The following is a 19,613-nucleotide window of genomic DNA, read 5'->3' as shown; positions in this document are numbered from 1 at the left end:
CGCGCGGGCGTGTCTATCATTCGCGCGCGCGGCCGGCTGCTTGCAATCATACTATTTCTCTACGTTGCGCCGGCCGCACCGGCCGCTGCGTTGGATGCGTTTCCGCCTGTGGCCGGGTTGCAAATCGTTTCGTCCGTGCGCCAGGTGAGCGAGATCATCGGGCCTGGCGTGACGTACGATCGTTGGTCGCTCGCCACCGTGCCGGGCCCCCTTTCGGTTTCGATTCTCGCCGTAGATCTGACCAATCCGCTCGTGTCGTTTGCCGCAGTCGCCGCAAATGGCGAGATCGGCGGCCCCGGCGAACGCCTTTCCGTGATGGCGGATGCGGTTCATGCAGAAGCTGGGATCAACTCGGACTATTTCGATATCAATGGTTCGGGCTCGCCGCTGAACGCGCTCGTCGTCGGCGGGCAATTTCTGCACGCGCCGGATGGCGCCGCGACGTTCTCTGTGGATTCGCAAGGGAAGATCGCGATCGGGCCGATGGTGTGGACCGCGCAAGTGCAAGGCGCCCGCGGAGCCTCGCTGACTATCAACACCCTCAACGACTGGTCAGCGTCGACGCCGCTCACGCTCTTGACCGCGCAGTTAGCCTCGACCGCCGGCTACGACGCAACCGAAGTCGTGCTCAGTCCTGCCGCCGGCGGCGCGTACACGGTTCGGATGGCCGCGGCAAATCTCGCGGCACTCACGCAGCTTGCACCGGGTGAGTTCGCCATCGCCGCGCACGGCGCACAGGCGGCCGCACTCGCGCAGAATTTTGTCACTGGCGATACCGTCGACGTGACATTCAACGGAACGCCGCCGCCGGCAACGATCGCAACGGCGATCGGCGGGGGACCGCGGCTGCTTCGGGGCGGCATGCCGTACGCAGACCCCGTCACACCGGCGCCGCTTGAAGCGGACGTCCGCTACCCGCTGTCCGGCGCGGGGATCTCAGGCGATAGCCGGACGCTCTGGCTCGTCGTAGTAGACGGAAGGCATCCTGGCTCGTCGATCGGCATAACGCGCGCGATGCTCGGTCAGTTGTTCGTCGCCCTTGGCGCTTCGGATGCGATGGCGTTCGACAGCGGGGGGTCGAGTGAAATGGTCGTCCGCGCGCTCGGCGATCCGACCGCTCAGGTAGCGACGTCGCCGTCGGACGGTCGCGAGCGAGCGATCGCGGACGGACTTGCGTTGATCAACACGGCGCCTCCGGGGCAGGCCGACCGGTTATTGGTGAGCGCTGCCGCGCCGGCCGTGCTTGTCGGCAGCCGCGACCAGCTGACGTTCAAAGCGGTGGATGCGAACTTGCAGCCCGTTGCCGCACCCGCCGGATGCTCCGATGTGTCCATCGCGCCGGCCGGGCTTGCGACGGTGAACGCCGATTGCGCTCTCGTGCCGACCGCCCCCGGCGTCGTCACCGTCACGGCGGCCGATGGTGTTGCGCGCGGCGAGTTGAATCTTTCGGTGGTCGCAAACGTGAGCGCGCTGACCGTCACGGGTTTCGAACCCGACGTTCCCCTTGGTTCGACGGTGCAACTTGCAGTGTCGGCTCTTGACTCGAACTCCGAGCAGACCGCAGTCGATCCAAGCGCGGTCGCATGGACGGCCACGGGCGACGCGCGCATTGATGCGGCAGGCCGGCTTACCGCAGGCGACCACTCAGGTGTTGCCCGCGTCTCGGCGACGGCCGGCGGAGTCACCGCTTTCACCGACGTCGATGTCGGCGACCACGTGGCGGCGCTGGCATCCGATCTGCCTGTGGGCGACTCACCCCAAGCGTGGGCATTCGCTTCGTCATCGCCGCTCGTGACGGGTTCGGTCGCGAACTCTTCAGCACCGGACGGCTCGATCGCGACCAGGCTCTCGTACGACATCGCTGCAGGGGCCGGCGTTCGCGCAGCATACGCGAACGGTTCGATGGCCATTGCCGGCGAGCCGCTCGCGCTGACGTTCGACGTGTACGGCGATGGACAAGGCGAGTGGCTCCGCGCCGCCTATGCGGAGCCGGGCGGCATCGTGGACACGATCACGCTTGCGCGCCGCGTCGATTGGCTCGGTTGGCGATCGCTTCGCATAGCACTGCCGGCGCAAGCGCACACATCATTGACATTGACGCGAATATACGTGGCGCAGACATCGGCAGATACGATGGCCGGCTCCATCTGGCTCCGCAACATCGGCGCGGTCTATCCCGGCCCTGCGATGTGAGCGTAGGGCGGACCTTTACGGTCCGCCGGCGGGCCATAAAGGCCCGCCCTACATGCGATAGGCGGGCCATAAAGGCCCGCCCCACATGCGATAGGCGGGCCATAAAGGCCCGCGATACCGTTTACGGATCAACGACGGTCGTGATCGCGACGTTTTCGTGCTCGTCGAAGCCGATGTGCTCGTCACGATCGGGTTTGATCAGCGAATTGTGCAGCGCGTATGTTTCACGCACGAACGTTCCGCTGACGCGATCGAATACCGCGGTGCCCGAAATGAACATCTTCCCGGGCAGCAAGTGCGGCAGATCGTATTCGACGCCGGTGATCGATCCAAAACCTTTGACGTCGATCGTCGCACTTGCGTCGGACAAAGCAGTCACGGTATGGACGATTTCCATCTCACCGCTGCCGAGCTTGGTCAGGACGAGCTCATGTGTCGTCCATCGCGCCCCGAGGCTGAGATCCGCGTGAGGCAGGTCGGCCAAAACCGCGTCGACCGGTGAAAGGCTCGAAGCGGAATGGCCGCCGTCGGTTCGATAGGCCGCTGCGGCATTCGACCGCGTCGTCGCGCTTGTTCGCCTCGGAACGTCGAGCGTCACGGTCCTCGCGATTGAATGGATCGTTGCAGTCGCCGCATCGGCGCTCACGACCGAGAGCGCGGCGATCGTCACGCTCACGGTGTCTTCCACAATGACGATACCGTTGCGGCGCGCCGCCTCGAGCTTGACCTTCGGCAACACCCACGCGACGCGGTCGCTCGAGCTCACCGTCTCTGCCAGGTGCTCGCCGCGCGCGAAGTGCATGAGCAAGGTCAGGGCTGCCGGGTGCATTGCTTTGTTATCGGCTCGGCCGACCCCGAACAAAGACAAGAGCGGCCGACCCGGCCGCTCTCGGTTGCAGTTGGTTCCGTTCTAGTTGGCTGGACTTGCCGGCTTGACGGGCGCCGTCGCGGCCGGATGTTTTGCCTTCGTGACGATCTCACGCAGCACGCCGCCTTGCGAGATCTGCACCGTCTGCCCGGCGATCACGTTGAACGTCCGGCCCGGCATGTAGACCGCGACGCTGCCCTTGACGACGCCGAGATGCGTGACGTTCTTGCTTTCGCGGACCGTGAACGTCGTGCCGGTCGGCACCATCGTGGCCTGATTCGTCGCGACGTAGATCGGCGAGTCGCCGTGATGGAGATCTTCCGTGACACCGAACGTGCCGCGGTCGATGTGGACGTCGACCGTGTCGAGTGCGCCGTCGCCGGCGACGTGAAGTTTGTTGACGTGCACGACTGTCGCGCTGCCGATCGTCACCGCGAGGTGCGGTGAGAATGCCACGGTCGCGGACCGGGTCGTGTAATTGGTGAGGGTCTCACCGGAGCTCAACGGCGTGCTTGCGCCGTCCACTTCGGTCTGTTTGTTGTTCGGCGCGAGATCTTGCAGTTGGCCCGAGACCATCGCGGTCACGGTTTCGTCCTTCGGCCGGTGGGTGAAGAGCGCGCTCAGCGGATCTTGCAGGACGAAGAACAGACCGTAGGCCGCGGCAAGAACGCCGCCCGTCGTCGCCATCGCGCGCCAGTACTGGCTTGCAGCGCTCGCGATGGATCGGACCTTCTCGCCCGCCGGCGCACCGGCCGTTGCGCGCTGTGTGACGCGGTTGATGATACGCTGCTCGAGACCGCGCGGCACCGAGAGCTGCGGCACATGGCGGATCAGTTCTTGAAAGCGTTCAGCCTTGATGAGGGACGTCGCGCACGCGAAGCAGACGCGACGATGGCCGTCGAGTAAGGCTTGCTGCGTCGGCGTGATCTGCCCGTCAAATGCCGAGTAGAGCAGGTCGAGCGCTTCGGAACATTCCATCTGCGTTCTCCTTCCTTGCTCAGCAGATCAGCGGGTCGAGCCACACTTGCAGCCGCCGCTTTGCGCGACAGAGGTTCGTGCGGGCCGCCTGCTCATTGATACCCAGTATGTCCGCGATCTCCCCGTAAGAGAGGCCTTGCAATTCGCGCAGGATGAAGACCATGCGCTGCTGGCTCGGCAACGCACGCAGACCATCTTCAAGAGCGCGGAACGTCTCGCCGCGCTCAGCCGTCGCCTCCGGCCGTTCGTCGTGACGGCCTTGCAGTTCGGCTTCGTTCACGTCGTCGATGTCCGTCATCGGGAGGCCGGCCTTACCTTGGTGGGTCAGGCAGACGTTCACGCAGATGCGATACAACCACGACGACACTTTGCTTCGTCCGGAGAACGTGTTCGCGTGCTGAAAAGCACGTAGAAAGGACTCCTGCACGAGGTCCTCGGCAGAAGATGCGTTGTAGCGGTAGGCCACGTTGTAGAGCATCCTTGTGTATCGCCTCACCAGCTCAGCGAACGCTTCGCCGTCCCCCGCGGCGATTTTCTGCATGAGGGCCATGTCTCGACCAGTCGAGACCGGCTCTAGGTGATACGACCGCACTGCCCCCGGTATCGTTACACCGAAAAAGATTGGCAGCATTGGTTATCCGTCATCCCGAGATACATGAGAGCTGTCGTTTTCGGGACAGTTCCCGATGAGTAGAATATCGGGCCGGTACCCAGAGAACATTACCTGTAGGGTCATAGTTTGAGCGGCGACACTCAAAATGCGATCTCCCGCCCGCCAGGGCCGCCTGGGACAGCCGAGCGAACTCCAGACGGACCGTCCGGCTTCCTACGTTTCTACATTATAGTAACACGTCAGACGTCCCCGATTCGATTCGCCAGAGGCATTGTGCGCACTTTCACCTATTTCATACGGCGTACGACACCCGATCGCCGCGTGATTCGGCTCACCCTACCGTGATCAAAACGGCTCGCCGCCGAGCGGCCCTTGCCGCAGCGCTCGCAGAACATGCCTCACCCGCGCACGAATCGCTGCTTCTTGACGCCTCGCGAATTGACGGTTATGTGGCGCTATTCAGTGCCGCGGAGATCCAGTTTGTTGATACGCCCTCGCTCGCGCTCGCGGCCGCAGAAGGCGATGATTCGACGAGCATGATCGCGCGCGTCTTTTTGACAGCCCGCGCGTGGCTCGGTGATGAGGAGCGCGTCGAGCCCTTCGACGTCGCTGCGGACGAATCGGTTGTCGTGCTCATGCGCCTCATCGAGGCAGCGATTTCTATCGATGATGAAGTCGTCACCAGGTTCTTGGCCTCGGCAGACGTCGGCCTCGATATCGCGCATGTCCGAGCCGCGCGTCGCTTGCGCAGCGGCGAATCACTCCCCGCGGCGCTCGGTCAGGCGCTGGACGCCTTCCCCGGGGTTTCGCAGCGAGAGATCGCGGCGCGAGCCGCGACTGCGCTGCGCATGATCGGGAGTGCGGCTCAAGACGAAAACGCGACGCTGGAATCTTTGCTTCGCGCTGGGATGCGCGCGTGCAGCCCGGCTCGCATCCCCGGTCCATTGGCCGACGAGACAGCGCGTGCGCTCTGCGCTGCGGCCGAAGGCGCGGATGCGATATGGCGCAGCGCAGCGCGGCGGGTAGCGTTGCGCGATCGCGCGCGCAACCTACTCGATGCCTTGCTCCGGCCGGCAGCGCCATCGGCTCCGTGGCCGATCGCGTCACCGAGCTTTATGAGCGCTGAGGCGGCGCCGCCGCAAACGGACGGCCGTCCGACGATTGGGTCGGTCGAATCCGCGAGTCCATGGGTTTGGCCGGTCGCGGAAATAGATCGTCCGGTCGTGGCGCCGCCGATGACTTTTTCCGCGTCACGACTGAACGCGTTTGTGAAGTGCAACAGGCGCTGGTTCTACGAATACCTCTGCGACGCCGTGGCAGACGAAGGATCGATTCAGGCGACGTACGGCCGCGTGCTGCACGAAGCGCTCGAAGCGCTTCATCAGCGCGAGTCCGAGTTCTCGGAAGACCGTGCGCCGGCGACGTTGGAGGCGCTGCTCTACGAGATCGATGCGGCGTTCTTCAAGTCGCGCCGCGCATTCGCGACCCCTTGGGAGCACGCCGTATCCCGACTGCAGGCGCGCCGGATCGCGCCGCACTACGTCGACTGGCTCGTCGCGCAAGCGAAGACGTCGCCCGCGACGATCGTGGCGCTCGAAGCCGTCCATCGCTTGCGCGCAGGCGGCCACGAGTTCGTCGGATATATCGACCGCATCGACCAGCCCGTCGGCGGCGGACCGGTGACGATCTACGACTACAAGACGGGAAGGATCGCGTCGAGCGCGGCCGAGTATCTCGCCGACGTGCGCAGCGGCGACGAATCGCAGTTGCCGCTCTACTATTTCATGTGTCGAGCGACTGGGTCCGAGGTGGGCAGGGTGGCGCTGGTCTCCGTGCGAGATCCCGAATCGGGCGTTCGCGTGTTAGCGCTGGATATCGTCGACGATCAGGCCCTTGCGGCTGCGCCGGCCGCGGGAGCTGCTGTCTGCTCCACCGCCGACCTCGATGCTGCCTTATCGGCCATCCTCGCGCGCTGCGACCTCCTGACCCAACGCGGACTCGAACACTTCGCCCCCGGAGACGATCCGCCGTGCGGCTACTGCGCGTACGCGGCCGCCTGCCGCGAGCGGCCGCTGCCGCAGGAGCGGATCTTTGCGCGCTAGCACGCTGCCGTTGGATTCGCTCAGGGGCGCGGGGATGACCGCGTCGCTCGCGTTGGTCGCGACTGAGCACGCGCGGCGCGGGAGCGTCTTCGTCATCTGCTCGCATGGTTCGTCATGTCAGGCGTTTCGGCGGGCCTGCGGTGAACGAGATGCTCCGGCGGCGCTCGTCGTGGGCACATTGAGCGGACATCTTGCGCGGCTCATGCGCGCGGATTCGGCGAGTTCCGGTGTCTCCCCGAATTTCATCGTGGGAGGACAAGCGGCCGCCCGCGCGATCGTTACGCAAGCCGCGCGCGGCATGCTCGATCTGCGCTGGCCCGAACTGCGCGACGGTTCTGTCGACATCGAGGTGCCGTATGCGCGCCGCGTCGACACGCTCTTGGATGAAAGCGCAGCGCTCATCGAATGGCTCCGGCGCAACCGCGTCACGCCCGCGGCGTTTCGCGCCTCGTGCGACAGCGGCGTGCGCGAGTTCTACGGCGCTGATGTCGAAGATGCGCGCGTCAGACTTGCCGATCCGGAGACCGTGCGTCGCGCAAGCCGCCGTGCGCGCGAGGCGCTTCGCGTCGACGAGGACGTTCTGCGCATGCAGCGCCGCGCTGAGCGCGATCTTGGGATATTGCTCGCGCGGATGTACGAAGAGTACCTCGCCATCGAGCGGCACGCAGCGGTCAAATCCGAGGCGGACGTCATCGACTCCGGGATCGCGTGGTTGACCTCCGACAAAGCGGCTGCACGGCGTGCGTTCCGCGGCGTCGCCGCGATGGTCGTCGACGATGCGGAAGACGCCGAGCCGGCGTTACCGGAAATGCTCGCGGTCGCGCGCGCCGCGGGCGTGGATGAAGTGATTGTCGCCGGGCGCGACTCGTCGGCCATCGATCACTTGGGCGGACGCCGCTCGTGCTCGGCGACGGATGCCGTGCAGCCGCCGTTCGCTCGCGCTCTTTCGCCCCACCCGAGTGCGTGGCGATTTCATGATGAGTCCGCAGAAGCCGACTTCATCGCGCGAGCGACATTGGACCTGATCGAAAGCGGCGTGCGATCAGACGACATAGTCGTGCTCGCCCGCGACGACGACGCGGCGGCCGCCTACGCGACGCTGCTGGCGGAGCGCGGCGTGCCGGTGCTGCCGCCTTCTGCCCGGTTCGCCGCAGCAGCAGACATCGCCGACCTTTTCGCGCTCGCCCGCGTCTGCGACGATCCATTCGATCAAGCACATCTGCTGCGCGTTCTCGCATCGCCGCTCGCCGGTCTGAGCGACGCGTCGCTGTTTGCGTTGTGTTCGGATCCTGCGCCGCAGCGACAGTTGACGCTCGAGATCGGTGTAGGTCCGCCGGCGCGGGGCGGCGCGGGCAGCGCCAACGTCACGCGCCTTGCAGACAACGTCTTGAGCGGTGCGGCGGATATCGCGCTGCCCGAGGAGACACGGCGGACCATGAGCGCGCTGCGCGAGCAGATGGCGACATGGCGGAACGCCTGTGCCAGGCTTGCGCCGCCGGACGCACTGCGCTACCTCATCGCAGCTGCAGGGTTCGACGCGCGCTGGCGCCTGGCGCAGCCGCATATGGCCGCGCGATTGGCGGCGGACGCGTCGCGGCTCGTGCGCGCGTTCGAGGCGGCCTGGGCGAGCGGCGCGTGCCGGAATCTATCTCAGACCGTGGCGCTGATCGAGGATGAGGTTGTGGCTCCGGAACTCGCAGCGCGCGTGGAAGGAGCTGTCGCATGCGAAGGCGTGATCGCGGTGAAAGGCACACGCTTTGCCCACGTCTTCGTCGCGGGCGTGTCGCGCGAGCGGTTTCCGCGAGTCTACATACCGCGGTCGCTCGCATTTTCGCGGACGTTCGGCATCGTCGTGCGCGAAAACGTCGCGCTGGGCCCGAAGCAGGCGGCGAAATTTGCGTGGTACTATGCGAAATTCGGCGCGAAGCGGCGCTATCTCGAAGGTGAGCGACGCGTGCTCAATTACGCGGCGTCACGCGCTACAGTCTCGGTGACCATCACCGGATTCGGAACAGCGCCGTTTTGGGCCGCGGACGAAGACCTCTTGGCGAGATTTATCCGTGACGCGGGTTGACGTGACTGCGTTGCTCGCATCGTTGGGCGCCGCGCTGCTGATCGCGGCGGCTTCGCCCGCGACGAACAGCGCGATGCAGTCGCCGGCGCAGGCCGCATCGCTGCCGCCGGCTGCATCGCCGTCGCCGCAGATTCTCTCGCTCGGCGGCGTGGTGATCGGGCACTCGGTACTCGACGTCGTGAAATGGATCGGTCCTCCGGACGTCTTGCGCACGACGGATGTCGGCCACGAATGGCAATGGGTTGATGCGGGCGGTCTCGATCGTGAGGTGCTCGCCGACGACGACATGATCGTGCGGCAGGTCTTGGTCGCAGAGCCGGCGTCGATTCCGGGCAGCAAGCCCCCGCCGATCGTCCAGCCTGCGGAGTTCGCAGCGCTGCACGTGAGCGCCGACGAAGCGGGCGCCGCGATCGCGAAAGCAGGCGGTGAGATGATCGCGGAACCGGATCCGTCCGTCAGAGCATGGTCGCTTTCGGGCGGCGTCGTGGTCGAAGAACTGGAGTCGGGTCGGGTTGGGCAGCTGCTTGCTCTCGACGACCTTTCCGCCCGCAATCTCGGATATCTGTCGCCCGCTCCATTCGCCTCTGTGCCGCTTGCCCGGAGAGCGCCGGTCATGACGAACGAATTCATCGTGCCGTATCCCGACGACGCAGCGCGCGATGGTATCGAGGGGACAGTCGTCCTGCGCGTCGTCATCGGAGCGAATGCCGGCGTCGAGCGTGCGGACATCGTCGTCTCTTCCCGCAACGATGAGATCGATGCGGCTGCGGTGCAAAGCGCGAAGAAGTCCACCTACCGGCCGGCGCAATGCGACGGCACGCCTTGCCGCGGCGTGTACTTCGATCTGCAGAGTTACACGCTGATCCGCTGACGTTCGCCGGGCCGACTGACGTCGGCCCCTTCGATAAGATTGTAGCGGTCAGATTTTAGCGGTCTTGGATGGCGCGCCAGATCCGTTCAGGCGTCATCGGCGCGGTGTGCGGCACCGTGCCGCACGCTGCACGTATCGCGTTGCCGATCGCCGCCGCCGGCGTCGTCACCGGGGGTTCACCGGCGCCTTTCATGCCGCGCGGCCCCGCGTCGGAAGGCCGCTCGACGATGATCGCAGTGATGCGCGGCGCGTCGAGCGCGGTTGGCAGAAGATAGTGCTTGAGGTCAGGATTGAGCAGAGCGCCATCCTCGTACTTCAATTCCTCGCAGAGCGCCCAACCCATCGCCTGGACGGCTCCGCCTTCGATCTGGCCCTTCACGCCGGCCGGATTGAACGCAAAACCCACGTCTTGCGCGGTCGCGATATGCAGCACGTGGACGCCGCCCGTTTCCGGGTCCACTTCGACCTCCGCAGCCGTCGCGATGAACGACGGCGCCGGCCACGCTGCAAACGCATGACCCTGCAAGAGCGACTCATCGATCTCCGGATCGGGAAGACCGCTGCTCGCGCCCTGGCCTTGGATCGACCCGCCGGCTGCGCGAGCCAATTCAGCGAAGGACGCGCCGACCGACGGCACTTCCGAATTGACCACTCGACCGTCGCGGAGTTCGAGATCTTCGCGGCGCGCTTCGAGCATGGACTCAGCATGCGCGAGCAGCTGGTCGCGCGCGTCCGCGGCGGCCATCGCGACCGCTTGGCCTGCGGAGAACGTGGAAATGCTTCCGTGAGCGCCGTCATCCGGCGTTTCATCGCCGGTATCGGCGAGCGCGAACTCGATGCTGGCCGGGTCGATCCCGAGCGCATCGGCCGCGATGATCGGCAGCCCCTGCGCCGCTGCGCCCGTGCCCATTTCGGGATTTCCGGAAACGACTCGCACGCGGCCATCCGCATTGACGAGCACGCGCGCCTGCGAGGTGCCGCACGCCGAAAACCACCAGCCGGCGGCGATGCCTCGGCCGTGATTCGAGTCCGCGGATCCGCCCCAGCCGATCGCGGCGGCGGTTTTTTCGAGCGTTTCACGGACGCTGACCGATGTGAGCCGCTGACCGGCAGGACTGAGGTCGCCGTCTTGCCAGACATTCATGAGCCGAAATGCGAGCGGGTCGACTCCAACGGCCTGCGCGAGTTCGTCCAGATGCATTTCCTTTGCGAAGTTGGCTTGGGGACCGCCGGGCGCGCGCACCGGTCCGGCGATGTGCTTGTTCGTGTAGACGATCGTGCCTTCCAAATCCAACGCTGGGATGCGATACGGCGCAGACGCCAACATGGTCGCGATCAGCGCACAGCCGGAGCCGTAGCCGATGTACGCTCCCGTATCGAAGACGAATGACGCGCGCATCGCGAGCAATCTGCCGTCGGCGTCGGCTCCCGACGTGAACGCAGCAGATCCGCCCGCGCGAGGAAACGCATGCATGCAATCCTCGTGACGCGACCACGCGACCCGCACCGGACGATCGCACTGCAACGCGAGCGCCGCCGCGTACCACTCAGGTGCCATGAGGATCTTGCCGCCGAACGCGCCGCCGACATATTGATTGATGAAGCGGACTTTTGACGGATCGAGTTCGAAGAACGCTGCCAGCTCATCGCGATTTCCATACGGTGACTGCGACCCGCACCAGACCGTCAGCGCGCCGTCTGCGCCGGCCAGCGCTACCGCGCAGCGCGGTTCGATATAGCCTGGCAGACCTGCCGAGAACGAGAACTCCGACGTCACCACGTGGGCCGAGCGGGCGAGAGCATCATCGACGTCGCCGCGCCGGATGCGGTTGTGGCCGCAGACGTTGCCGTCCAAGTACGCGCTCTCGCGGCGCTCGTACGACCGCCAATCCGGGTGCACGAGCGGCGCGCCATGAGCCCGCGCCTGTTCGATCGTCAGCACCGGCGTGCGCGGATCGTAGTCCACGACGATCGCCGCAGCGGCATCGCGTGCCTGCGCTTCGGTTTCGGCAGCGACTGCCGCGACCGGCTCGCCGAGATAGCGCGCGTAGTCCGACGGAAATAGATGTTGGTCCTTTATGCTGAAATCGAGCGGCTTCGAAGGCACGTTGCCGGCGTATGCGATCGCGTGCACTCCCGGAAGCCGGCGCGCTTTGGTTATGTCAATGCTGCGAATCCGCGCGAACGCATGCGGCGAGCGCAACACGACACCGCTGAGCGCTGCGTCGAACGGCACATCCGCCGTGTAGCGCGCCGATCCGGTCGCCTTTGCGGGTCCGTCGCCGCGCGGCCATGTCGCGCCGATGACGGATCCGGGCGCGCTCATGCACGACTCCTGATCACCGGACGCGGCTGCGGCGTGTCGTGCGCGTCGCCTGCGGCGCGAATTTTCTGCCCCGCTTCACGCACCGAGGCGACGATCGACTGATATCCCGTGCAGCGGCAGATGTTGCCGGCGATTGCGGCGCGGATCGCGGCTTCAGAAGGATCACGATCCACCGCAAGCAGCGCACTGGCGGACAAGATCATGCCCGGCGTGCAGTAGCCGCATTGCAATCCGCTATTGGCGACAAACGCGGCCTGAACGGCAGCGAGCACGCCGTCGCGCGCGAGACCTTCGATCGTCGTGATCGCGTGCCGGTCTGCGTCGACCGTTAGGAGCAAGCACGCGTTGACTGGGCTGCCGTCGAGCAGCACCGTGCAGGCGCCGCAATAGCCGGTGCTGCAGCCTTCCTTTGTGCCTGCCATGCGAAGCCGCACGCGCAACGTCTCGAGCAGCGGCTCAAGCGGATGCACGAGCAGATCGTGTGGTTCGCCGTTGACGACACAGTGGATGGATTGCATCATGAGGGCACCGCCCGCACGTCGTCCAGGCAGCGCCGTGTCAGAACGCGGATCAGCTGCCTGCGATAGAGCGCGCTTGCACGAAGGTCGGACTGCGGCGCGCTGTCGTGATCGGCGGCCAGCGCTGCCACGGCGTCGAGGTCGGAAGGACCCGCCAACGCGTCGAGCGCCCGTCGTTCGGAGCGCGGTGCGCGCAGGCACGTTGGCCCGGCCCCGGCGAGCGCGATCCGAACGCGCTCGACGCGTGTGCCGGCGCGCTCGAGCGCGACCGCGACCGCGACCAGCGCCATTTCGAATCCGCGACGCGTCGCCATCTTGCGATACGCGAAGACCGCGCGACTGATCGGGACGAGGATGCGCGTCAAGACCTCGCCTGCTCGCAGGTCGGCTCCGCCGGGGACCAGGAGATCTTCCAGCGCGATCCGCCGTTCGCCGGACGCGAGCGACGCCACGCAGCACGTCGCGTCAAGGGCGAGCAATGCCGTCGTGAGATCAGAGGCGGGGTCGCCGCAGCAGATATTGCCGCCGAGCGTCGCAAGCGTGCGGACTTGAACGGACCCAAGGGTCGAAGCCGCATAGGCGAGCAACGGTGCGTCCTTGAGGACTGCAGCATCGGCGCAAAGTCCGGCGGCCGTCGTGAGCGCGCCGATGGAGAGCGTGCCATTTTCCGCCGTCACCGCGTGCAGTTCAGCAATGCGCTTGAGGTTGACGAGTGCCTCGACGTCGCCGAGACCCGTGCGCAGCTCGGGCACGAGTCGCGTGCCGCCGGCCAGCGCTCGCGCGCGTCCGTCAAAGCGGTCGAGAACGACGAGAGCCTCTTCCAGGAAATGCGGCTCGAAATACTCGAGCGGGCGCGCGATCATTGCGCGGTGATTACAGCGCAGCGGGATTTCTCCTAGCGCGCGAGAAAAGCGGCGCTGTCAACGGTCCGAGGCGTCAGGGAAGCCGGTGGGAATCCGGCACGGACGCGCCACTGTAACCGGGGAGCCGCCGACAGCGCCACTGTCCTTGCGATGGGAAGGCGCCGGCACTACGGCCATGATCCGGAAGTCAGGAGACCTGTCTCGGACTCCTAGTCAACGAATAGGCACGGCCTCTTCGCGAGAGAGAGACGGAGCTCAGGCAGCATGACTTCGCGGCGCATCGGCGCCAACTACCCATTTCGTCTCTTTGCGCTTGCGCTTTTCGCGCTCGGCCTTGCTGCGGCCGGACTGTTCTACGGTCCGGTGGCGCTCGATCCGGCGCAAGTCATCGGCGCGTTGCTGCACCCGGGCCGCACGGACCTCGCTGCGACGATCGTGTGGGAGATCAGATTACCGCGCGTTCTGATCGGCATATGTGTCGGCGCCGGGCTCGGAGTCGCAGGCGCGATGTTGCAGATGCTCTTCCGCAATGCGCTCGTCGACCCGTACATCAGCGGCGTGTCGGCCGGCGCGGCGCTCGCCGCGGTCGCCGCCCTCTCGCTCTCCGCGTCCTTCGCGATGATTCCAGCCTATGCGTTCGCGGGCGGCATCGCATGCGCGATAGTCGTCGCCTTCGTCGGCGCGAGCGGCGGCGCGGACGGCAATCTGCGGCTCGTGCTAGCCGGGGTGGCCATCTCCGCGCTATGCGCAGCGATCGTGACGCTCGTGCTCCTCGCAGCCGGGGAAGCGGGCGGACGATCGGTGATTGGCTGGCTCGCCGGCGGGATCGGCGGTCGGGGCTGGCCCGAGCTGAGCTGGGTCGCCATCTATCTCGCCGTGGGATTTGCGGCATCGGTTTTTGCGTTGCGCGATCTCAATGCGCTCCGGTTAGGGACGGTCGCCGCCGCAGGCTTCGGGCTGAACGTCGATGCGGCGCGGTTACGCGTCCTTGCCATTGCGGCGCTCATAACCGCCGCATGCGTGGCGGTGAGCGGCGTCGTCGGATTCGTCGGGCTCATGGTTCCCCACACGATGCGCCGCCTTGTCGGCGGCGACGCGCGCCGCTTGCTGCCGGCGTGCGCAGCAGGCGGCGCGTGCATCGTGCTGCTCGCCGACGCGCTCGCGCGCACGATCGCCGCGCCGGCAGAGGTACCGCTCGGCGTGGTGCTCGCGTTTGCCGGCGTGCCTTTCTTTCTGATCGTCGCGCGCCGGCCGGTGGAGATATGAGCGTCGTGGTGGCCGGCCGGTCGCTCGGCGTGCGCTACGGCGAGCGGCTCGTTTTCGATGACGTCGATCTCGACTTGACGGCGGGGAAACTCGTCGTCCTCGTCGGCCCGAACGGATCCGGCAAATCGAGTCTCTTGCGAGCGCTCGCCGGCATTCAAAGACCGACGTCCGGTACCGTGCATCGCGATGCGGCGACGCTGCTCATCGGCTCCCAAGCCGCGCCGCCGCCGGACGTCACACCGCGAGATCTCGCCGGATACGGTCTCGCGCTTCGGCGGCCGTGGTACCGGTTTGCACCCTCGATCGAAGAAGATGATGCTGTCGACGCGGCGCTCGCGCGGACCGGATTGACCGACCGCGCGAGCGATGCCATCGGCGAGATGAGCGCCGGCGAGGTTCAGCGCGCGTGGATCGCCGCCGCGCTCGCGACGAAGGTCGGTGCGCTGCTCGTCGACGAGCCGACGTCGCATCTCGATCTGCGCTATCAGATCGACGTGCTGAACACACTGCGCGCGTTGACGGCTGACGGCGTCGCTGTCGCAGCCGCCGTGCACGACCTTTCACTCGCCGCTCGCTTCGGCGACATCGTCTGCATCCTCGCCGGCGGCACTTTGATCGCTGGAACGCCTGAATCTGTTTTGACACCGGAAATCCTTTCGCGTGCCTACGACGTCGAAGTGAGCGTCCACCGTCATCCGGTATGGGGTTTTCTGTTGTGCACGCCATCCTCAGATGTAAGGAGCCGAACATGAGCCGATCGATCGCCGTCTTGCTCTGCACGCTTTTCGTCTGGTTCTGCGCCGCGCAAGCGAGCGCGTCGCCGGCGCCGTCGCCGTCACCGAGCGCATCGCCGCGGTCGAAGCCGCTCGATACCGTTGTCGTCACGGCGCAGCGGCATCCGGGGACGATCGGTGCGACGTCGCGCGAGACGTGGGTGCTCGACGCGAAGGACCTCGACAGGCTCGGCGTGAGTTCCGTCGCCGATGCGCTGCGCTTTGTCCCTGGCATCACCGTCAAAGACGCGGGGACCGCCGGCTCGCTGCAGTCGGTATTTCTACGCGGCGCTTCGTCGACCCAGACGCTCGTGCTCGTGGATGGCCGCCCGATCAACGATCCCGATACGGGCCAAGTGGATTTCTCGTCGCTGCCCGTGGCTGGAATCAGCCGCATCGAGATCGTCGAAGGCGGCGCCTCGACGCTTTACGGTTCGAGCGCGATCGGCGGCGTCATCAACATCATCACGCAGCGCCCTTCTTCGCCGGCGGCAAGCGCCTTCGGACAAGCGGGATTCGAAGGCAGAGTTGATCAGGGCATCGACGCGTCGGGCGGCGATGCGCGGTCGATCGCCTACGCGTTTGACGCGCGCAGCACGCACGCGCGCGACGAATTCGACTATCCCGCCTTCGGGTCGCTGCCGGCTGGAACGCGATCGAATTCCGACGCCGATCTGCAAGACGAATCGGTTGCGTTGACGCACGATGCCGGAAGCGTATCGACCAGGCTGCATCTGAGCGACGACGCGCAATCGATCGGCATTCCCGGCGATCTATCGTTCCAGTCCACACCGCTTGCGCGGCAGCAGCGGATCTACGAGCGCAGCGACCTCACGCTTGAGGCGCCCGCGGGCCGCAGCGCCTGGACGCTGCAGCTTTTCGCCGACGGACGGCGCCAACACATCGGCGATCCGGATCTGCCGTTCCCGTATGACGCGCTCGACGATGCGGTATCGCGAGGATTTGCGTTATCCGATTCGATGCAGGCGAGTGCAAGTCAGATCGTGACGTTCGGATATGACTCGCACGGCGATCGCGCGTATTTCGGTTCCGGCGTCGGGCAGCCGTCCGTGCCCGCGTCGGACTCCACGACAGCCATCTTCGCGGCCGATGATATGCACGCGGCGAATTCGCCGTTCTCGGCAAGCGTCGGACTGCGCGAAGAACGGCCGCAAGGGACGAAGCATACGGGCGTGCCGTCGGTGGGAATCTTGGAGAAACTTTCCGGCGCGCTGACCCTGCGCGCGAACTACGCTCGGGCGTTTCGCACGCCGGATCTGGATGACCGATACTTCCCGTTTGCGGGAAACCCCGCGCTCCAGCCCGAGTACGCGGCGACGTTCGACGCTGGGTTAAGCGCTTCGAATGACGGCGGCAGCTATAGCCTCACGTGGTTCGGCGCGGACACGAACAACCTTATCGTCTTCGACCCGATCACGTTTCTGCCGATAAACGTCAGCCGGGCAAGCGTGCGCGGTTTGAACGGCGCCGTCGCACTGCAGGCTGCCGATGATTGGCACGTCCGATTTGGATACACGGATTATCCGCGCGCGGCGGATCTCGGCGGTGCGCCCAACATCAGGCTCTTGTATCGGCCGACCGCGACCGGTTCTGCCGACATCGAACGAGATCTGCGATCGGGTTCGACAGGACTGAACATTTCGTTCACCGGCCGCCGCTATGCGAACGAGACCAACACGATCGTGCTTCCTGGATACGCGAGCGTCGGCGCATTCATCGAACGGCCGATCGGTCGGGGCCTCGGCCTTACGCTTCGCGCCGATAATCTCACGGGCGAGCGAGTGCAGGATACCTACGGATATCCGGTGCTGGGCACGACGTTCAGTGTCCGTCTGACGGCGGCGCAACCGTAATGCGGGCACTGGCGCTCTGTCTTGCCATGTGCTCGCTGTGCACGGTGCTCGCGTCGTGTGCTCCGCATACCAAGACACGTGTGTCCCCAAGCACCGGTCCGCGCATCATCTCGCTTGCTCCCTCCCTCACGGAGATCGCGTTTGCGATCGGCTGCGGGAACCGCCTCGTGGCCGACACCGTGTTCGACGACTACCCCGCCGCATCGCGCACCTTGCCGCACGTGGCGGACACGCGAACGGCGAATCTCGAGCTTGTCGCGGCGCTGAAGCCCACCACCGTCGTCGCGTTGCACGACCAGGAGCTGGAAGGGTCGCCGATCGCACGGCAACTCGGAATTCCAGTCTTGTATCTGCCGAACCGTGATCTCGGCGATCTCAACGCGGATATAGAAGGCGTAGGGCGCGCGTGCAGCCGGACGACGCAAGCGGCTGCGCTCGCAAGGTCCCTCGACCGGAGGATAGCGGCGATCGCAGACGCAGCACGCGCAAAGCGGCGGCCGCGCGTGCTCTATCTTCTTGGGCTGCCGGGGTTTGCGGCCGGCCGGCATTCGTTCTTGGGCGATATGATCGAGGCGGCAGGAGGAGAGAACGTCGCGGCTTCGAGCGGCGAGCCGTATCCGGATCTCAACGCCGAGGCGATCGTGCGCGCCGATCCCGACATCATCGTCGTGGCGGCCGACACGCCGTTCGACAAAGATGTCCAAGCGCAGATGCCGTGGCGAGCGTTACGAGCGGTGCGCGACGGCGCAGTGCTCCGGCCGCCGTCCGACGACATCATGGAACGCAACGGACCGCGCATCGTCGACGGGCTTGCGTGGCTTCACACCGCCTTAGCGCATCGTTCGTATAATCGTTCGTATAATGAAGGGGCCGACGCTCGTCGGCCCTCGCATTCGTAAGCCGGGCCGACTAGCGTCGGCCCTCGCATTCGTAAGCCGGGCCGACTAGCGTCGGCCCCTTCAGATCGTGTCGGCCCCTTCAGAGCGTAGCGATCATGCGATCCATTTCACCATGTCCACGAAATGCGCTTGGAAGAAGTGGCGCTCGAGAACGGCTGTCACCCGAAAACGAAGACGTTCGAGCAGCGTCTGCTCCGCGCCGGCCTGCTTGACCCGAGCCACGAGCTTGTGACAATTGTTGTATGACGCCGCTTCCTCGAAGCGCCGGACGAGCGCGTCGCCGGCATCAGGATGAGCAGCATCGATCGCGATTGATTCGATTTCTGCGACCCCGCCGCAAAGTGTATATACAAGTGCTCCGACGATCGACTCCGCAGGCCGGCCGGCGTCGGCTGTTCCGACATCCGTCGCGGCAAGCGCGTGGATCGATGGAGCGGTGACGAACGGTGCGCCATAAAGTCTTCGAGCATCAGCACTCTCGCGCGATGCGCAAAATGCCTGCGCGCTTGCGACCGGATACGATTTGATTTCGGCGGTCACGAACCGCCGGGTAGATGACTGCCGCGCTTTCCGTGTTTCACCGGAGCGGCCGATTCGGCTTCGCGGTCGACGATGAGGTCCGAGAGGCGGAAGAACGCGATCTTAGAGCCGTCGTCGAAGCCGACTTTGATGAGCGGGTTCTCGCGCGGTTCGGCTGGAACCACGGCATGGACGCGGCCCGTCTTTCCGGCGAATCGGCGATGCACGGCCGTGAAGTACTCGGGTTCGGGTCCGCCCGCGCGAATCGTGACGGACTTTCCGACGAGCACGCCGGGGCGATCGTTCATGATGTGCGGTCCGGACCGGTTGGCAACGATCGCGGCTCGTACTATAGAGGTTAGGTGCGGTAACAGATGGACCTGCCGTTGGGGCGTGCGACGGTTGCCGGTCTCGCGACGGATGAGTCCGCCGCCGAGCGCATCGTTGCGGCGCTGACCGCAACGGGCATCGACCCTACCTGTCTGAGTCTCTGCGCTCAGGATGATGCGCGCGCGCGTTCGCTCGCCGCGCGTCTAGCGATCAGCGCCGATCGCAAACCCGATGATCCGCTTGCCGGTGCGCCGGGACTTGAAGGCCCGGTCGCGCAGCGCGCGCGCGCGGATCGCGGCGCGCTCTGGGGTGCTTTCGTCGGGATCATCGCGGGCATCGCACTTGGGCTGTCGCCTATCGGCCAGATCGCACACGTGGCGCCCGAATTCTCGGTCGTCGCCGACGTGTTGTTCTTCTTCGTGATCGGCATAATCGGCGGCGCGGTTCTCGGAACGGCGATCGGGCCGCGACTCTCGACGCACGTCGGGTATCGCCTGATCGACGGCATGCAAGAAGGCAGCATCGCGATCGTCGTATCGTGCGGTA

17 protein-coding genes and 1 riboswitch are annotated in these 19,613 nt (G+C 65.8%); of the genes, 9 read left to right on the top strand and 8 right to left on the bottom strand.

Annotated elements, in window-relative coordinates; translation table 11 throughout:
• The first annotated feature begins 9 nt into the window (after positions 1-9).
• A complete protein-coding gene (locus tag VKT51_00325) occupies positions 10-2,193 on the top strand; it encodes a phosphodiester glycosidase family protein (GenBank protein HLJ82601.1) in 2,184 nt (727 codons plus the stop codon).
• A 121-nt stretch (positions 2,194-2,314) separates the two neighbouring features.
• Here VKT51_00325 and VKT51_00320 read toward each other — a convergent pair whose 3' ends face one another.
• From VKT51_00320 to VKT51_00310, 3 genes are all read right to left on the bottom strand, one after another.
• Positions 2,315-3,022: a hypothetical protein gene (locus VKT51_00320; GenBank protein HLJ82600.1), complete on the bottom strand. Its 708-nt coding sequence runs from the start codon at positions 3,020-3,022 to the stop codon at positions 2,315-2,317.
• Between the two features lie 81 nt (positions 3,023-3,103).
• Positions 3,104-4,039 carry a FecR domain-containing protein gene (locus VKT51_00315; protein HLJ82599.1) on the bottom strand — a complete coding sequence of 312 codons (936 nt, stop codon included), beginning with the start codon at positions 4,037-4,039 and terminating at the stop codon, positions 3,104-3,106.
• A 19-nt stretch (positions 4,040-4,058) separates the two neighbouring features.
• Positions 4,059-4,580: an RNA polymerase sigma factor gene (locus VKT51_00310; GenBank protein HLJ82598.1), complete on the bottom strand. Its 522-nt coding sequence runs from the start codon at positions 4,578-4,580 to the stop codon at positions 4,059-4,061.
• A 521-nt stretch (positions 4,581-5,101) separates the two neighbouring features.
• Between VKT51_00310 and VKT51_00305 the strand changes: the two genes are divergently transcribed.
• The 3 genes from VKT51_00305 to VKT51_00295 are packed head-to-tail and all read left to right on the top strand — an operon-like array spanning position 5,102 to position 9,699.
• Positions 5,102-6,754, top strand: a complete 1,653-nt coding sequence (locus VKT51_00305; GenBank protein HLJ82597.1) for a PD-(D/E)XK nuclease family protein — start codon at positions 5,102-5,104, stop codon at positions 6,752-6,754.
• Positions 6,744-8,828: a hypothetical protein gene (locus VKT51_00300; GenBank protein ID HLJ82596.1), complete on the top strand. Its 2,085-nt coding sequence runs from the start codon at positions 6,744-6,746 to the stop codon at positions 8,826-8,828. Before VKT51_00305 ends, VKT51_00300 begins: the two co-directional genes overlap by 11 nt.
• The gene (locus tag VKT51_00295; GenBank protein HLJ82595.1) at positions 8,815-9,699 is read left to right on the top strand and encodes an energy transducer TonB; all 885 of its coding nucleotides are present in this window, start codon (positions 8,815-8,817) and stop codon (positions 9,697-9,699) included. Before VKT51_00300 ends, VKT51_00295 begins: the two co-directional genes overlap by 14 nt.
• Positions 9,700-9,754: 55 nt before the next feature.
• On the opposite strand, the gene VKT51_00290 is transcribed toward VKT51_00295, so the two are convergent.
• From VKT51_00290 to VKT51_00280, 3 genes are read right to left on the bottom strand one after another with little or no spacing between them, the layout of a single operon-like run.
• Positions 9,755-12,025: a xanthine dehydrogenase family protein molybdopterin-binding subunit gene (locus VKT51_00290; GenBank protein ID HLJ82594.1), complete on the bottom strand. Its 2,271-nt coding sequence runs from the start codon at positions 12,023-12,025 to the stop codon at positions 9,755-9,757.
• Positions 12,022-12,546, bottom strand: a complete 525-nt coding sequence (locus tag VKT51_00285; GenBank protein HLJ82593.1) for a (2Fe-2S)-binding protein — start codon at positions 12,544-12,546, stop codon at positions 12,022-12,024. The genes VKT51_00290 and VKT51_00285 overlap by 4 nt, the downstream gene beginning before the upstream one ends.
• Entirely contained in the window at positions 12,543-13,406 is an 864-nt protein-coding gene (locus tag VKT51_00280) for an FAD binding domain-containing protein (GenBank protein ID HLJ82592.1), read from the bottom strand. Before VKT51_00280 ends, VKT51_00285 begins: the two co-directional genes overlap by 4 nt.
• A gap of 51 nt (positions 13,407-13,457) precedes the next feature.
• A riboswitch (cobalamin riboswitch) is annotated at positions 13,458-13,625 on the top strand.
• Positions 13,626-13,670: 45 nt separating this feature from the next.
• Between VKT51_00280 and VKT51_00275 the strand changes: the two genes are divergently transcribed.
• The 4 genes from VKT51_00275 to VKT51_00260 are packed head-to-tail and all read left to right on the top strand — an operon-like array spanning position 13,671 to position 18,218.
• Positions 13,671-14,672 carry an iron ABC transporter permease gene (locus VKT51_00275; GenBank protein HLJ82591.1) on the top strand — a complete coding sequence of 334 codons (1,002 nt, stop codon included), beginning with the start codon at positions 13,671-13,673 and terminating at the stop codon, positions 14,670-14,672.
• Complete coding sequence (locus VKT51_00270) at positions 14,669-15,424, top strand: ABC transporter ATP-binding protein (GenBank protein HLJ82590.1); 756 nt, start codon at positions 14,669-14,671, stop codon at positions 15,422-15,424. The genes VKT51_00275 and VKT51_00270 overlap by 4 nt, the downstream gene beginning before the upstream one ends.
• Positions 15,421-17,319 carry a TonB-dependent receptor gene (locus tag VKT51_00265; protein ID HLJ82589.1) on the top strand — a complete coding sequence of 633 codons (1,899 nt, stop codon included), beginning with the start codon at positions 15,421-15,423 and terminating at the stop codon, positions 17,317-17,319. The genes VKT51_00270 and VKT51_00265 overlap by 4 nt, the downstream gene beginning before the upstream one ends.
• Positions 17,319-18,218 (top strand): helical backbone metal receptor, encoded by a 900-nt coding sequence (locus VKT51_00260; protein ID HLJ82588.1) that lies wholly within the window; start codon positions 17,319-17,321, stop codon positions 18,216-18,218. The genes VKT51_00265 and VKT51_00260 overlap by 1 nt, the downstream gene beginning before the upstream one ends.
• 93 nt (positions 18,219-18,311) lie before the next feature.
• On the opposite strand, the gene VKT51_00255 is transcribed toward VKT51_00260, so the two are convergent.
• Together VKT51_00255 and VKT51_00250 are read right to left on the bottom strand one after the other, a co-directional pair.
• Positions 18,312-18,758, bottom strand: a complete 447-nt coding sequence (locus tag VKT51_00255; protein ID HLJ82587.1) for a hypothetical protein — start codon at positions 18,756-18,758, stop codon at positions 18,312-18,314.
• Positions 18,755-19,045 carry a hypothetical protein gene (locus VKT51_00250; protein HLJ82586.1) on the bottom strand — a complete coding sequence of 97 codons (291 nt, stop codon included), beginning with the start codon at positions 19,043-19,045 and terminating at the stop codon, positions 18,755-18,757. Before VKT51_00250 ends, VKT51_00255 begins: the two co-directional genes overlap by 4 nt.
• A gap of 66 nt (positions 19,046-19,111) precedes the next feature.
• Here VKT51_00250 and VKT51_00245 point away from each other — a divergent pair.
• A partial coding sequence (locus tag VKT51_00245; protein ID HLJ82585.1) for a hypothetical protein occupies positions 19,112-19,613 on the top strand: 502 nt, incomplete at its 3' end.

It is taken from the genome of Candidatus Eremiobacteraceae bacterium, from assembly GCA_035295225.1.
Classification (GTDB): domain Bacteria; phylum Vulcanimicrobiota; class Vulcanimicrobiia; order Eremiobacterales; family Eremiobacteraceae; genus JABCYQ01.
Note: the sequence above shows the minus strand (reverse complement) of the source record. Positions and strands in the feature narration are given on the sequence as shown.